This window comes from Streptomyces sp. YIM S03343 (assembly GCF_054729195.1).
Map to the genome: position 1 here is coordinate 63281 of NZ_JBPUKX010000003.1, position 14491 is coordinate 77771.

Annotated in this window: 13 protein-coding genes; 7 read left to right on the top strand and 6 right to left on the bottom strand. The window is 70.2% G+C overall.

The window, feature by feature from the left end; all coding sequences use genetic code 11:
* Positions 1 to 2 precede the first annotated feature (2 nt).
* The 4 genes from ACSYGN_RS40745 to ACSYGN_RS40760 are packed head-to-tail and all read left to right on the top strand — an operon-like array spanning position 3 to position 6518.
* Entirely contained in the window at positions 3 to 911 is a 909-nt protein-coding gene (locus ACSYGN_RS40745) for an ABC transporter permease (protein ID WP_460405920.1), read from the top strand.
* A gap of 37 nt (positions 912 to 948) precedes the next feature.
* Positions 949 to 4947: an AMP-binding protein gene (locus tag ACSYGN_RS40750; protein WP_460405922.1), complete on the top strand. Its 3999-nt coding sequence runs from the start codon at positions 949 to 951 to the stop codon at positions 4945 to 4947.
* A gap of 26 nt (positions 4948 to 4973) precedes the next feature.
* Positions 4974 to 6005 carry a ketoacyl-ACP synthase III family protein gene (locus tag ACSYGN_RS40755; protein ID WP_460405924.1) on the top strand — a complete coding sequence of 344 codons (1032 nt, stop codon included), beginning with the start codon at positions 4974 to 4976 and terminating at the stop codon, positions 6003 to 6005.
* 27 nt (positions 6006 to 6032) lie between these two features.
* Positions 6033 to 6518 carry an NUDIX domain-containing protein gene (locus ACSYGN_RS40760; RefSeq protein ID WP_460405926.1) on the top strand — a complete coding sequence of 162 codons (486 nt, stop codon included), beginning with the start codon at positions 6033 to 6035 and terminating at the stop codon, positions 6516 to 6518.
* Positions 6519 to 6631: 113 nt separating this feature from the next.
* Here ACSYGN_RS40760 and ACSYGN_RS40765 read toward each other — a convergent pair whose 3' ends face one another.
* The gene (locus ACSYGN_RS40765) at positions 6632 to 8608 is read right to left on the bottom strand and encodes a ricin-type beta-trefoil lectin domain protein (RefSeq protein WP_460405928.1); all 1977 of its coding nucleotides are present in this window, start codon (positions 8606 to 8608) and stop codon (positions 6632 to 6634) included.
* A gap of 278 nt (positions 8609 to 8886) precedes the next feature.
* Here ACSYGN_RS40765 and ACSYGN_RS40770 point away from each other — a divergent pair, with 278 nt between their 5' ends.
* Positions 8887 to 9159: a CopG family transcriptional regulator gene (locus ACSYGN_RS40770; protein WP_460405930.1), complete on the top strand. Its 273-nt coding sequence runs from the start codon at positions 8887 to 8889 to the stop codon at positions 9157 to 9159.
* Positions 9156 to 9569, top strand: coding sequence for a DNA-binding protein (locus ACSYGN_RS40775; protein ID WP_460405932.1), 414 nt, complete (start codon positions 9156 to 9158; stop codon positions 9567 to 9569). Before ACSYGN_RS40770 ends, ACSYGN_RS40775 begins: the two co-directional genes overlap by 4 nt.
* A 64-nt stretch (positions 9570 to 9633) precedes the next feature.
* Here the strand turns inward: ACSYGN_RS40775 and ACSYGN_RS40780 are convergent, their stop codons facing one another.
* From ACSYGN_RS40780 to ACSYGN_RS40790, 3 genes are all read right to left on the bottom strand, one after another.
* A complete protein-coding gene (locus ACSYGN_RS40780) occupies positions 9634 to 10014 on the bottom strand; it encodes a DUF1003 domain-containing protein (RefSeq protein ID WP_460405934.1) in 381 nt (126 codons plus the stop codon).
* 322 nt (positions 10015 to 10336) lie between these two features.
* Positions 10337 to 10537: a DUF397 domain-containing protein gene (locus ACSYGN_RS40785; RefSeq protein WP_460405936.1), complete on the bottom strand. Its 201-nt coding sequence runs from the start codon at positions 10535 to 10537 to the stop codon at positions 10337 to 10339.
* A 4-nt stretch (positions 10538 to 10541) separates the two neighbouring features.
* A complete protein-coding gene (locus ACSYGN_RS40790; protein ID WP_460405938.1) occupies positions 10542 to 11393 on the bottom strand; it encodes a helix-turn-helix domain-containing protein in 852 nt (283 codons plus the stop codon).
* 193 nt (positions 11394 to 11586) lie between these two features.
* On the opposite strand from ACSYGN_RS40790, the gene ACSYGN_RS40795 reads away from it, so the two are divergent.
* Entirely contained in the window at positions 11587 to 12003 is a 417-nt protein-coding gene (locus ACSYGN_RS40795; protein WP_460405940.1) for an ATP-binding protein, read from the top strand.
* 40 nt (positions 12004 to 12043) lie between these two features.
* On the opposite strand, the gene ACSYGN_RS40800 is transcribed toward ACSYGN_RS40795, so the two are convergent.
* A complete protein-coding gene (locus ACSYGN_RS40800) occupies positions 12044 to 13327 on the bottom strand; it encodes a hypothetical protein (protein ID WP_460405942.1) in 1284 nt (427 codons plus the stop codon).
* 60 nt (positions 13328 to 13387) lie between these two features.
* Positions 13388 to 14458, bottom strand: a complete 1071-nt coding sequence (locus ACSYGN_RS40805) for an NAD(P)H-dependent glycerol-3-phosphate dehydrogenase (protein WP_460405944.1) — start codon at positions 14456 to 14458, stop codon at positions 13388 to 13390.
* Between the last annotated feature and the right edge of the window lie 33 nt (positions 14459 to 14491).

The window sequence follows — 14491 nt, forward strand, 5'->3', positions numbered from 1 at the left end:
CCATGTCATGGGCCCTGCGCCCCGATACCCCCACCGACATCGCCCCCGAGGCCTCCGCCCCCGCGGCCTCACCCCCAGCGGTGGACGACGCGCTGCTGCGTCCCGCCTCAGCAGCCAAGGCGGTCCGTGACCTCGTCGTGGTCACCCGCCGCAACCTGATCAGGATGATCCGTATCCCCGAGGTGCTGGTCCTCAGCCTGATCCAGCCGATCGTGTTCGTGCTGCTGTTCGCCTATATTTTCGCGGGCTCCTTCAGCCTGCCCGGCACGGAAGGCGCTTCCGTCTACCGGGAGTACATGATGCCGGGCTTCTTCGCCCAGACCATCGCCTTCGCGACCGCCAGCAACAGCAGCGTGAGCATGGCGAACGACCTCCAGAGCGGCATGGTCGACCGGTTCCGCTCGCTGCCGATGGCCCGGGGCGCGCTGCTGACCGGCCGGACGGTGGCGGACCTCGTGCAGAACCTCATCGTGATGACGGTGATGGTCGGCTGCGCGCTGATCGTCGGCTGGCGCATCCACCACGGGCTGCTGCACGCCGCCGCGGGCTTCGCGCTGCTGCTGCTCATGGGCTACGCCCTGTCGTGGGTCGGTGTCCTGATCGGACTGTCGGTGCGCGCCCCGGAGGCCGCCGCGACCGGGAACTTCCTGTGGCTGTTCCCGCTGACCTTCCTGTCCAACGCGTTCGTCGCGCCGTCCACGCTGCCGACGGTGCTGCGCTGGGCCGCGGAGTGGAATCCGCTCAGCGCCACGGTGCAGTCCGCCCGGCAGCTGTTCGGCAATCCGGGACTGCACACGTCGACCGCCTGGCCCGCCCAGCACCCGGTGGCGGTGTCCATCACCTGGTCGGTCGTCATCGCCCTGGTCTGCCGGACGCTCGCGGTACGCCGCTACCGCTCGTCGGGCGCCTGAACCGCGAGCCATCAGTTCGTCTGTTCGAGGAGCGCGGATGAGCGTGAGTCACGTGAGCGAGATGTCCCGTACCGATGCCCGGACCCGTAGGCCGTCGGCCCGTAGGCCGTCCGTCTTCCGCTCGGACCTGATGCGGCCGGTGCACGAACTACTCACCGGGCACGCGGAGTCACGGCCGGAGCAGATCGCCTTCGCCGACGCCCACCGCTCGGTGACGTACGCCGAACTCGCCGGGCGCACCGCCCGGTTGGCCGGTCACCTCGCCGAACTGGGCCTGGAACGCGGCGCACGCGCGGTGATCTATCTGACCAACCGTGTGGAGACGGTGGAGAGTTACCTCGCCATCACCCGCGCGGCGGCGATCGGTGTGCCGTTCAACCCGCAGTCCTCCGACTCCGAGCTGGCGTATCTGCTCGACGACTGCGCGGCGAGCATGCTGATCACCGGGACGGCCCAACTCCCGCAGGTGCGGCGGGTGCTGGCGGACCGGCCGGGGATCGGGGTGGTGGTCGTCTCGGACCCCGCGACGGCGGAGTCCGGAGCTGACGACGGCCTGCCGCACTACGAGTCCCTGGCCACCACCTGGTCGATACGCCACCCTCCGCGCGACGACCTCGGCATGGACGAGCCGGCGTGGATGCTCTACACCTCCGGCACCACCGGAAGCCCCAAGGGCGTGGTCTCCACGCAGCGTTCGTCGCTGTGGGCGACCGGCGCGTGCACGGCGCCGGTGCTCGGGCTGTCCCCGCAGGACCGGGTGCTGTGGCCGATGCCGCTGTTCCACGCGGTGGCGCACAACGTGGGTGTGCTGGGTGTGGTGGCGGTGGGCGCGACCGCCCGGATCACGGACGGCCTCGCGGCGGACGACATCCTGCGCACGGCGCGCAAGGAGCGCTCGACGTTCCTCGTCGGCGTCCCGACGATGTACCACCACATGGTCGAACTGGCCCGCTCCGGCGCCTTCGGGATCCCGGCCGGGCTGCGGGTCTGCATGGTCGCGGGTTCGTCATGCCCGGTTCCGCTGCACGAGGGGTTCCGCGCCGCCTTCGGCATCGCGCTGCTGGACAGCTACGGCAGCACCGAGACCGGCGGCGCGATCACCACCAACCTGCCCGAGGGACCGTATGTACCGGGTTCCTGCGGGCTGCCGGTACCGGGCCTGAGGCTCCGGCTGACCGACCCGCGCACCGGGGCGGAGGTCCCGGAGGGCGCCGAGGGCGAGATCCGGGTGTCCAGCCCGGCGCTGATGCGCGGCTACCACCGGCGCGAGGAGGCCACGGCGGAGGTCCTGGCCGACGGCTGGTACCGCACCGGTGACATCGGGCGGCTGGACGAGGCCGGGTATCTCACCATCACCGGGCGGGTGAAGGAGCTGATCATCCGCGGCGGCGAGAACATCCACCCCGGGGAGATCGAGAAGGTCCTGCTGCGGGTGGACGGCATCGCGGACGCGGCGGTCGGCGCCCAGCCGCACGAGGCGCTGGGCGAGGTCCCGGTGGCGTATCTGGTGCCGCGGCCGGGCTCGGGCGGCATCGACGTGGAGGCGGTCCTGGCGATGTGCCGGGCGGAGCTGTCGTCGTACAAACTCCCTGAAGAACTGCACGAGATCGACGAGGTGCCGCGCAACGCGGCCGGGAAGATCGCCCGCAAACGGCTGGGCAGCCTGCGCAGCCGTTTGCTGTGGCGCAAGGCGCAGGAGTCGGCGCGGACGACACGGTCGTACGAAGGGGCCCTGGAACTGGGCCTGTTGGACGGTACTCATCCTCTCCTCCAGGCGACGGTCGAGCTGCCCGGCGAGGGCGACGGCGACGGTGTGCTGTTCTCGGGACGTCTGCCGGGACTGGCAGCTCTCGCGGACACGGACGCACGGGTGCTTTCGCGGACGATGGCCGGGGTTCCGGTCGTGCTCCCCTCCGTCCTGGCGGAACTGGCCCTGCACGCGGGCGATCACGTCGGCTGCGGGCGTCTGCTGGAACTGACGACGACCGAGCCGCTGGTGGTGCCCGAGCAGGACGGCGCACAACTGCGGGTGACCGTGGGGGCGCCCGGCGCGGACGACGGCGTACGCACCGTGACGGTGCACGCCCGCCGCGACGGCCTGGGCGCGGCCGGACGCCCGTGGACCTGCCACGCGACCGGCGCTCTGTCCCCCGGCACGGCGGCCCCGCCCCCACCCGACCTGGCGGTATGGCCCCCTGCGGGCGCCGAACGGGTCCCGGCGGCCGAACTGGGCGCGGCGGACGGCCTCCCCCGCGAGCTGCGCTCGATCTGGCGGCGCGACGGTGAACTGTTCGCCGAGGTGGCCCTGGTGGACGGCAACCGTGAGCAGGGCGCGCTGTTCGGTCTGCATCCGGCGCTGCTGGACGCGGCGCTGAGCCCGGCGCTGCTGCACACACCGGTGGACCCGGTCGAGGCGGTGGTGCCAGTCGTCGACGACGGTCTGTGGTGGCCGCAGTCCTGGCACGGGGTGACGCTGTACGCGTCCGGGGCGTCGGTGCTGCGGGTGCGGGTACGGCCGCGTCCCGACGGCGGCTTCGGCATCGAGGCGGCCGACGCGGCGGGCGATCCGGTGCTGGCGGCGGAGTCCGTGACGTCGGGCCGTACGACGGCGGCGGCGCTGGCGCGTGCGTCGGCGGTGCAGCAGGACGGGCTGTTCGCGCAGGTGTGGGACGACCGGGTGCTCGCGGCGCGGGGTGCGGGGAGTTCCGGCGAGCGGTGGGCGGTGGTGGGCGACGATCCGCTGCGCGCCCGGTCCGGCCTGATGGCGGCGGGCCGCTATGCGGAGACGTATCCCGACCTGGGCGCCCTGGCGAGGGCGGTGGAGGAGGGGACGGCGGCGACGCCGGACGTCGTGGTCGTCATGTGCGCCGACCGGTCCGATCCGGTCGCGGAGGCGGTTCGCGGGGCGGTGCGCGAGGGCCTGGAGTGGGCGCGGCACTGGGCGGATCCGCTGTTCGCGGAGGCGCGGTTGGTCGTACTGACGAGGAACGCGGTGCCCGCGTGGGGCCTTTCGGCTGACCTGGACCTGGACCTGGCGGGCGCGGCGGTGTGGGGTCTGATCGGGGCGGCGCAGGACCGGGCACCGGGGCGTTTCGTCCTGGTGGACACGGACGCGTCGAAGCGGGCGTGGCGGGTCCTGCCGGACGCGCTCACCTCGGGTGAGCCCCGGCTGGCGCTGCGCGGCCGGGCGGCGCGGGTGCCGCGTACGGAGCGGGTGACGCCGGGGGCGGGGGCTACGGCGCCTGCGGGCCCGTTGCCGGCCATGGGCGCGGCGGACGCGGAGCCGGACTCCGTACAGGGAACGCCACCGTCGGCTGTGCTGTTCGCCACGGCGGTGGACCCGGCGGCCGACGAGGACGTGGACGTCGTACTGCGCCCGGTGGTGGACGCGGCGCTGACCCTATTGCCCGCAGAGGCCGGTGAGTTGGTCATCACCTCGCCCGCGCCCTCCCCCGCCCCCGGCCTGGTGTCGGAGGCGGCGGCGGCTTTCCTGGACGCGTGGGCGACCCGTCTGCACGCGGCCGGCGTCCCGGCGGTGTCGATCCGCACCGCCGATCTGCTCAACTCCCGTGAGGCTCGCGACCTGTTCGACGTGGCGCGGACGCTGGGCCTGCCCGCGGTGCTGGCGGCCCGGACCGACCTGAGCGGAGAGGCCGCGATGGGCCCGCTGTCCGGCTCGGCGGCGCTGCGGCGCGGCCTGGTGCGCGGTACGCCACGCCGGGTGGCGCGGGACGAGCTGGCCGACCCGTCGGGGCTGCGGCACCGGCTGGCGGCGCTGTCGGACGCGGAGCAGGAGGAGGCCGTACTCGACCTGGTGCGGGCGCAGTTCGCGACGGCGCTGGGCCTGCCGGGCGGGGACCGGATACCGCCGGACGGCGAGACAAGGGATCTGAACTTCGATTCCCTGACGGCGCTGACGGCGCGGAACGCGCTGGTGGCGGCGACGGGGCTGCCGTTGCCGGCGGCGGTGGTGTTCGACTACGCGACACCGGCGGCACTGGCCCGCCATATGAAGAAGCAATTGCTCGCCCGCTGACCACAGCTGATCACAGAGGGGGACCGATGAGGGTCGAGAACGTGTACATCGAGTCGCTTGGCGTGGTCCTGCACGAGTGGGCGAGCGCGGCCGAGGCGGTGGCGGCGGGCAGGCTGGACGCGGAGGTGCAGGCGGCGAATGGCCTGACGGGCGTTCATATAGCTGGCGACATACCGGCGATGGACATGGCGGTGGAGGCGGCACGCACCGCGCTGGACCGCTCGAAGATCGACCCGGAGGACATCGGGGCGCACATCCACTGCGCGGTCCACTACCAGGGCCCCGACGGCTCGTACCCGCCCGGCTACATCCTGCGCGAACTGGGCCTTCCGTCGATCCCCGCCCTCTACCTGCGGCAGGGCTGTGACGGCATGCTGAGCGCGCTGGAGGTGGCGATAGGCAAGCTGACGGGACCGGCGGAGGCGGGCGCGGTGCTGCTGACCACGGGCGAGAACTTCTCGTCCCCGGACATGGACCGCTGGAAGGGCTTCGGCCAGGCGTACATCCTGGGCGACGGCGCGGCGGCGGCGCTGGTGAGCGACGAGCCGGGTTTCGCGGAGGTCCGCTCCCTGACCTCGGGTGTGCTGCACGAGCTGGAGTCATGGCACAGGGGCGACGGCCCGCTGTTGTTGCGTGCGGAGGACGGTCCGACATCCGGAATGGTGGAACGGGCGGAACAGTTCGAGCAGCAGATGCCGCTGTCGGAGACGATGGAGAAGCTGACGCTCTTCGGCCTGGACATCATCCACCGCGCGTTGGTGGACGCCGACTTGAACGCGTCCGACCTCGCCATGGTGATCCCGATCAACATGGACGGCCGGATGATCGAGTACTCCATCATGATGCCGCTGGGCCTGCCGATGACCCGCTGCGGCTGGGACTTCGGCCGCTCCGTGGGCCATGTGGGTGGGGCGGACGTCTTCATCACCCTGGAACACATGATCCGCACCGGCAAACTGACCCCGGGCGACAACGTCCTCCTCTTCTCCCAGGCCCCGGGCTGGCTGTGCAGCGCCGCGGTGCTGACGATCACGGAGCGGCCGGGGTGGGCGGAGTGAGAGGGCGGCCACGTCACAATGACGGCCATGACGGACAAGTGGCTCCCGCCGGAGCAGTACATCGAGACGATCGCTCGCTCCTCGTCCTACGCCTGCCTGTACTTCACCGACACCACCGGCCGTCCGTTCCAGCTCCGTTCCCACAGCGACCCGGGAGTCTGGCAGTGGCCGGGCGGCAACATGGAGCGCGGCGAGACACCGTGGGAGGCCGCCCGGCGCGAGACCCTGGAGGAGACCGGCATCGACTTCCACGGCCCGCAGCGTCTCCTCGGCGTGCATTTCATCTCCCAGCGCGAGGACTGGCCGGCCAACCACATCGGGTTCATCTTCGACGGCGGCGAACTGACTGACGCCCAGATCGCCGAGGTCCGGCTCACCCACGAGCACACCGAGTGGCGCGTGGCGACGGTCGAGGAATGGCACCGTGAGATGAAGCCGGTGATCTTCAACCGCCTGGACGCGATCGACACCGCGCGGAGGACGGAAACGGTGGCGTATATCGAAGGGTTCTAGAGGGAGAGCCGAGTGATCCCGTCGATCCCGCCGACGTTCACGTTCGGCGGGATCGGCGGGATCTGAGGAATCCAAGAGATCCCGGGAATCCAAGGGATCCACGCGTCAAAGCGTCACGTCAGCATCCACTTCTGGTTGGTGCCGCCGGTGCAGGACCACAGGACGAGGTTGGTGCCGTTGGATGTGGCCGCGTTGTAGGCGTCGAGGCACAGGCCCGCGTTGACGTTGGTGATCGTGCCGTCGGAGTTCACGGTCCACTTCTGGTTGTTCTGGCCGTTGCAGTCCCAGATGACGACCTTGGTGCCGTTGGTGGTGCCCAGGTTGTAGGCGTCCAGGCACTTGTCGCCGTACAACACGAGCTCCTTGCGGGAGGTGTACGTCCATGCCTGGTTCTGGCCGCCGTTGCAGTCCCAGAGTTCGGCCTGGGTGCCGTTGGTGATCGTGTTGTTGTAGATGTCGGCGCAGCGGCCGGACTGCTGGCCGACGACCAGGGAGCCTGCCGTGCCGGGAATCGGCCTGACCGTGGCGGTGCCCAGGGTCGGCAGTGAACTGCCGGACAGGGTGAGGGAGTTGCTCGATCCCTTGGACAGGTCGACCTGGACCGAGACGGTGCCCTGGGTGGAGCCGGTGGGCGGGAAGGAGACCGTTGTCGCCGTCTGGCTGTTGACCTGGAGGGTCGCGGTGGCGGCGGTCGAGGCGGTGTTGGTGTAGGCGATGTCGACGACGTTGAGACCGGTGGCGGCCGCGCTCACGCCGGTGTAGTGGCCCGCGGAACTGGTGCTGTAGCCGTTGCCGGCCGCCTCCGTCGCGCCGCTGATCTTCAGCATGACCGAGCCGCCCGCCGGAACGCTGGTGGTGTAACTCGTACCGTACGTCCCGAGGTTCTGCTGCGCCCACAGGTCGCGGACAGTCGCGGAGGCGCTGGTCAGGCCGAGATCGGACCAGCGGACGGTGATGTTCTGGGCGGAGGAGGTGCGGTTGAGGAGGACGACGGCGCGGTTGCCGGTGCCGGAGAGGACCTTGCCGTAGACCTGGAGTCCGGTGGTGTCCTCGGCGACCTTGACGCCCTGGAGGCCGCGCGGATCCTGGTCGACGGCGACGACGTCGGAGTTCTTGAGGATGTTCGCCGTCTCCGTGGTCATGGTGGTGAGGTCGTTGCCCGCGAGGAGCGGGGCGCCGGAGATCGCCCAGAGGGCCATGTGGGTGCGGTTCTGGGCGGCGGTGAAGCCGGACATGCCGACCATCAGCATGTCGGGGTCGTTGTAGTAGCCGGTGTGCTGGGCCGCGGGGTGCAGGGCCTGGTCGAAGTTGGACAGCATGTTCGTCTGCGACGGCGAGTTGCCGTAGTAGATGATGTCCGTGCTGGTCCGCCACATGGGGGCGAGGCCGGGCGCCCAGTTCCAGGGGTTCTGGTAGCCCCAGTTGCAGATGGAGAGGGTGAGCGGGCGGCCCGTGGTGGCCGTCGCCGTGCTCACGGCGGAGCTGATCGACTTGTACGTCGTCGCCGCGTCGAGGCCCTCCGCGTCGCCGCCGCACCAGTCGACCTTCACGAAGTCGAAGCCCCACTTCGAGAACTGGAGCATGTCCTGGCCGTAGTGGTCCTCGCTGCCGGTGTTGGCGGCGGCGGGGCGGCCGGTCGGATAGTAGTAACCGCAGCCGTTCTTGCCGGCGTCGGTGTAGATGCCGGCCTTCAGGCCCTTGCTGTGGATGTAGTCGGCGATGGCGCTCATGCCGCCGGGCCACTCACTGGTGTCGACGGTGATGTTGCCGTCGCTGTCGCGGGTGCCCTGCCACCAGCCTTCGTCGATGTTGATGTACTTGTACCCGGCCGCCGGCAGACCCGCGGCGACGAACGCGTCGACCTGCTGCTTGATGACGCTGTAGTTGATCTTCGAGGCGAAACTGTTCCAGGAGGCCCAGCCCATCGGTGCGGTGGGGACGGCTGCCTGAGGGGTCGCCGCCTGCGCCGGGGCGGACCCGGCGAAGAGCAGTGCGGCGGCCGCGGTCACTGCGAGGGCGAGGACGCGTACGGCGGCGGCTCTCCAGCGTCGTACGAGACCTCTGCCTGCGGGGCGCGGTGGCGGGTACATACGGCGGCTCCTTCGTGCGGGAGGAACAGGCGGCATGGTCGAAAAGGCAATTGCGTGGCCACGAACATTGGATGGGGCCGATATACCGAACAGGGATCGGTTAACCGAACACCTTTGCGCGCCGAAAATAGAGCCGGGTGAGGGGGAAGTCAACGGATGTGGCAAGGGTGGCGTCGAAACGCGGAACCCCCCGTCCCCGTCGGGGAGTTCGCCCCGCAGGGCCGGTCGCGGCGCCACCCTCCTACCGCATGCGGAACACCAGGGGTAGGATAAGTGGCATGAGTGAGCCCACCGGCAAGTACTCGATCACCATGCCGCGCGACATCGCCGAGGCCGCCAAGGCGCGCAGCGGCCCTTCCGGGCTGTCCGCCTACGTCGCCGCCGCCGTCGCCCGGCAGATCGAGCGGGACAACCTCAACGAGCTCATCCAGGTCGCCGAGGCCGAGCACGGCCCCGTGACGGACGAGGAGATCCAGGCACTGCGCGACCAGCTCCACCTGGCACGGCAGGAGCAGCAGGCACGGGGCGGGGCCGGGGCGGACGCCGCGTGACACGCTCCCCCGCCGTCCCCGGCGGCACACTGGTCCTCGATAGCGAAGGGCTGGCCAAGGCCGTCCTGCGCGACCGCACCGTCACCGGCTGGCTCGCCCTCGCCCGCGCCGACGACCTGCGTGTGATCACCTCCGCGGCCACCCTCGTGGAGGTCGTCCACCCCCGGATCAACCGCCCGGCCCTGGAATGGACACTGTCCCGCCTCATCGTCGAACCGGTCACCGAGCCCATCGCCCGCCACGCCGCCGCACTCCTCGCCGACGCCGGCCTGCACGGCCACAAGTACGCCATCGACGCCATGCTCACCGCCACCGCGCTGGCCGCACCGGGCCCGGTCACGATCCTCACCTCGGACCCGGAGGACCTGATGATGCTGTGCGGTAGGCGCGTCACCGTCATCAAGGTCTGACCAAGAGTCGCCCTCATGGCAGCCGACGAGCGGACTGGTCACCCGGAGGACTGACCGGAGCCGGTCATCCGGGCACGGTTCTCCGCGAGGACTTCCTGCACCTTGCGCTCGACCTCCTCCGGGTCGACGCCCAGGGCGCGGCCATGTGGATCGACCACACCTCCGAGCGCACATTGGTCTCGAAGTCGAGGTCGGCGCGGACATTCTCGCGAGCGGCCTGGCGGTTCTGGCTCACCATCACGAAGGTGGACAGGAAGATCGCCTCCAGGCTGACGATCATCGTGAGCAGCCCGAAGGGATAGGGATCCCAGACCACCTCCCGACCGAACACGCCTTCGTTGCACACGATCCAGACCGTGAACCACGCCGCGTGGATGTAGACGAACAGCATGGTGCCGGCGAAGGCCGTGATCGCGTCCGCGATCCGGTCCTCGGTCCCGCGCATCCGCGCGAGCACATCTTGCTCCCGCCGCAGCCGAAGAGCCAGGCCGCCCGGACCCCTCGGACCACCGGGACCCCTCGCCGCACCGCCCATGCCCACTCCCGACCGCCGTCCACGTGCACCGCCCGACAGCGTACGGGCGGGCCGGTGCCACCCTCGCGACGACCGACAGTGGACACACGTGAATACACCGCGCGGTGGAACGGCGCCCGGCGCAGCGCAGGCCACAAGCGCCCACAACTCCCAAGGGGGCCCAAGGCACCGCTCCACCGGTTGGTCATCACAGTTCGAGGTGGTCCACGTCGAGTGGTTCTAGCCGCGGCGGTTATCCGCGGGCGGAGTCCTCTGCCTTGAGGGATTCCAGGAAGGTGACGAAGGCTGCGGGCGGGAAGGTTAGGGTGGCTCGGGCCGGGGTCTTCGAGTCGCGGACGGCTGTGCGGGTGGGGGAGGTCGATATCTCTACGCAGGCGTTTCCCTCGCCACCGCCGGAGTAGGACGACTTCTGCCAGGTTCCGGGAGTGCTCATCGCTTCACAGTTCCTTCGCCAGCTTGTAGATGAAGTCGCGCGAACGCTCGGGGTCGAGTGACGCTGCCTCCAGCCTACGGAAAAGTGTTCGGAAGCGAATGAGTTGGGCCTCGGCGTCGATGAACACCGTGCCATGGGGACCGTCGCGCAGCACCGTGTCCAGCTTGGGAATTGGGCCGCCCGCGTACACCATGGCGCTCCCGGCCCCGGCGAACCCGTCCAGGTCGAAGGGGATCACCCGTACGGTGACATGGTCGGCTTCGGACAGTTCCAGGACGCAGGCGAGCTGAGCGCGTGCCGCAGCGCGATCACCGACTCTTATGCGTAGCGCCCCCTCGTGGACGACAGCTTCGTAAGGGACAGGATCGGGGCGCTCGATGATGACCCTGCGCTTCATCCGGTGTTCTACACGTAGTTGCACCTCGCGTTCGGGGAACTCGGGGTTCACGTAGGAGAAAAGGGCACGCGCGTAGTCCTGGGTCTGAAGAAGACCGGGAACATGCAGAAAGTCCACGTCCCACCGGTAGTCGGCGTGGTGCTCCAGCTCGGACAGGTCCAGATAGGCCGTGGGCAGGACTCCGCGGTACTCCTCCCACCAGCCACGCGAACGATCGGTCGCCATGGCCACCAAGGCGTGGATCAACTCGGCATCGGTGCAGGCGTAATTGGCTGCCAGACGGTGGAGTCTTTCCTCGCTCACTCCAGTGAGGCCGGACTCGATGTGACTGATTTGGACGTGGCTCACTCCGAGAAGCGCCGCAGTCTCACGAGCGGAGAGTCCCGCCGCCTCGCGCAATCTGCGCAGTTCGACCGCCAGACGCACCTGACGTGCCGTCGGTTCGCGCCTCGTCGTCATCGATGGCTCCTCGGTGCAACGCGCCTGCGGGCGCAACTCGTTCGGGGGCAGATTACGCGGCCGGCTTGCTCAACCGAAACTGTAACCCCTACCGTCGGTGACGCGACGCACACGCTGCGAAACGCCGGGGCACCGGAAGCGCACCACTCCGTCCTGCCGTGACAACCCGCGACCCACCGACTGGATTTGACCCATGCCCGAAACCACCACCTGCGCCGTCACCGACTCCTGGGAGTACTGCCTCTCCATCCCCAACGACCTCCGCGCCGTCACGGTGAGCCGCCGCACCCTGCGTCTGATCCTCACCCTGCACGGCATGATCCACCTGACCGACACGGCCGAGCTGCTCACGGCCGAGTTGGTCGGCAACGCCGTACGGCACACCAAGGGCCCCGCCGCACTGCGGGTGCGCAGCGCGGCGGGTGTCCTGCGGATCGCGGCGTGGGACGCGGACCCCGCCCCGCCGGAGCCACTGGAGCCGACCACAGATCTGGAGGACGGCCGGGGCCTGGTACTCGTACGGGCCTGCGCCGACCTGTGGGGCTGGCACCCCCAGACGAGAGACGGCAACCACGGCAAACTCGTCTGGTGTGAACTGGCTACCGCCTGAACGCCGATCGAGTCGGGGCGCGGACGTCAGTTGACTCGTGTCAGTCGGCTTCGCCCAAGCGGTTCAGGGCCTCACGGAAGTCGGCGAGGGCGGGATTGAACTCCCCGGCGGCGGCGCGGAACGTCGAGCGGTCGATGAGGGCGTCGGCCAGTGCAGGGACTCCGTCCGCCGGACGGTGGCGCCGCAGCCGGTCGGCCAGGTCCACTCCGCCGTCGAACAGGGAGTGCAACCGCTCCGTGAACGGGTTGTGGCGGTTCTCCCAGTACACCGCGGAGCGGATGGTGAGGATCCGGTGCAGCCGGACCAGTTCGGCGAGGTGCCGGTCCGGGTCCTCAGCGGCTCGTACGGCCAAGGTGTCCACCTCCTCGCCGAGAGTGCCGAGGCTGTCGAAGTAGAGCCGCCGGGCATCGGGAGACCAGCGCATGACGGTCGCTCCCAGAGGGGGACGTGGTCCGACGGACTTCAGCCACTCCCTGTCGGCGCCGGAGAAGGACAGCAGGACCGCCCAGAAGGACGTCTCGTAGCTGCCCGTTCTCCGCCTGTCACCGGTGGCGCACAGCACCGTCAGCACGGCGAGCGCCTCCTGCCATACGGAGGCCGCCTGTTCGGCCCGACCGTAGGCGTCGAGCTTCTGCGCGTACCCGACCAGCGAGTGGAAGTGGCAGACCGCCAGGCCGTGTTTGTCCGCGGCGGCGGCCGCTTCCCTGCTGACGAACGTCCCGAAGGCGGCGAGCAGTTCGTCGGACCGGCCGGCGGCGTCCAGGGCCGCGACCCACTCCATGAGCGACCAGGCGTCGCTCCCGCCGTCGGACCGACCGGGCAGGAGCGCCGCGACGGACTCGGTCAGGGCATCGGCGGCCTCGTCGTAGCGGCCTTCCTCGGACAGACCGATGGCCCACACCGACAGCCCTCTGACCTCGGGGTTACCGGACCGTTCGGCCTGCGCGCGGCCGACGGCGACCATCTCAGCGCGCATGGCGAGCCCCTCGGCACGTCGCCCGCGGGCGTACAGCTCCCGCTGGCAGCTGTCGAGTGTGTTGTACAGGAGGTTCGCACGGCCGGGTTCGGCAGGATCGACGGCCCGTGCCGCGGACACCGCTTCCTCACACAGCGCGAGGCGGGCCGGGTGCCCGTCGCCGAGGCCGGCGTCGTGACTCAGGTGGACGAGGGCCTTGGCCAGACGGTGGAGGTAGGAGGCGGGGCTCACCTGGGCGAGCACCCGGTAGGCGGCGACTTCCTCGAGTGGTGTGCGGCGTCCCGAAGCGAGCAGTGCGGTCCGCGCTCGCACGATGTCGTCATGATCAAGCTTCCCCGAGCGATTCATGACGGAAAGTCTGGATGTCACGGAGAGCGATGAACAGGGCTGACGGCTGTGCCGTTCATCCTACGAAAATGGCCTTTGACCTGTCATGATGGGTGTGCCATAACCTCCCGTCAGTTCCCAGTGCTCGGGTTTCGGCGGCCGGTCCATCAGAGCGGTGACAGCTTCGGCGAGCGTGATCCTCCGGTGCAGCAGCGCCGTGATGGTCTGTGTGATCGGCATGTCCACCCCGTGCGCGCGGGCGAGGTCGAGGACCGCCTCGGCGGACTTGACGCCCTCGGTGGTCTGGCGCGTCGCCGCGGCGGCCTCGTCGAGGGTCAGGCCCCGGCCGAGGTGGGTACCGAAGGTGCGGTTGCGGGACAGCGGGGAGGTGCAGGTGGCGACGAGGTCGCCCAGGCCGGCCAGACCGGCCAGCGTCACCGGGTCGGCGCCCATCGCCGTGGCCAGCCGGGTCGTCTCCGCCAGGCCGCGGCTGATGAGTACGGCCGCGGCGTTGTGGCCGGTGCCCATGCCATGCGCGATGCCGACCGCGAGGGCGATGACGTTCTTCACGGCGCCGCCCAACTCGCAGCCGATCACATCGGTGCTCGTGTAGGGGCGGAAGTACGAGGTGCGGCAGGCCTGTTGGAAGCGGTGCGCGACCGTCTCGTCGGGGCAGGCGACGGTGGCTGCGGCGGGCTGCCCGGCCATGATCTCGCGGGCCAGGTTCGGCCCCGACAGCACCGCGATCCGGCACGCGCTCACGCCGGTCACTTCTCCGATGACCTGGCTCGCCCGCTTCCCGGTGTCCTTCTCGATGCCCTTCATCAACGAAACGATCACCGTGCCGGGGCCGATGTACGGCGCCCACGCGATGAGACAGGCCCGCAGGGACTGTGCCGGGACGGACAGGACGAGATGGTCCGCGCCGTCGAGTGCAGGGGCCGGGTCCGTCGTGGCCTTCAGGGACACGGGCAGCTCGACGTCGGGGAAGTAGGCCGGGTTGCGGTGCCGGGTGTTGATCGCGTCGACGACCGCACTGCGGCGGGCGTGCACGGTGACATCAGTGCCGGCATCAGCCAGAACCTTGGCAACCGCGGTGCCCCAGGACCCGGCCGAGAACACCGCCGCGCTGACGGGGCGGGGCTGGGTCACTACGGGGCCTCCACGAGGGTGCGGTGCCGTCGA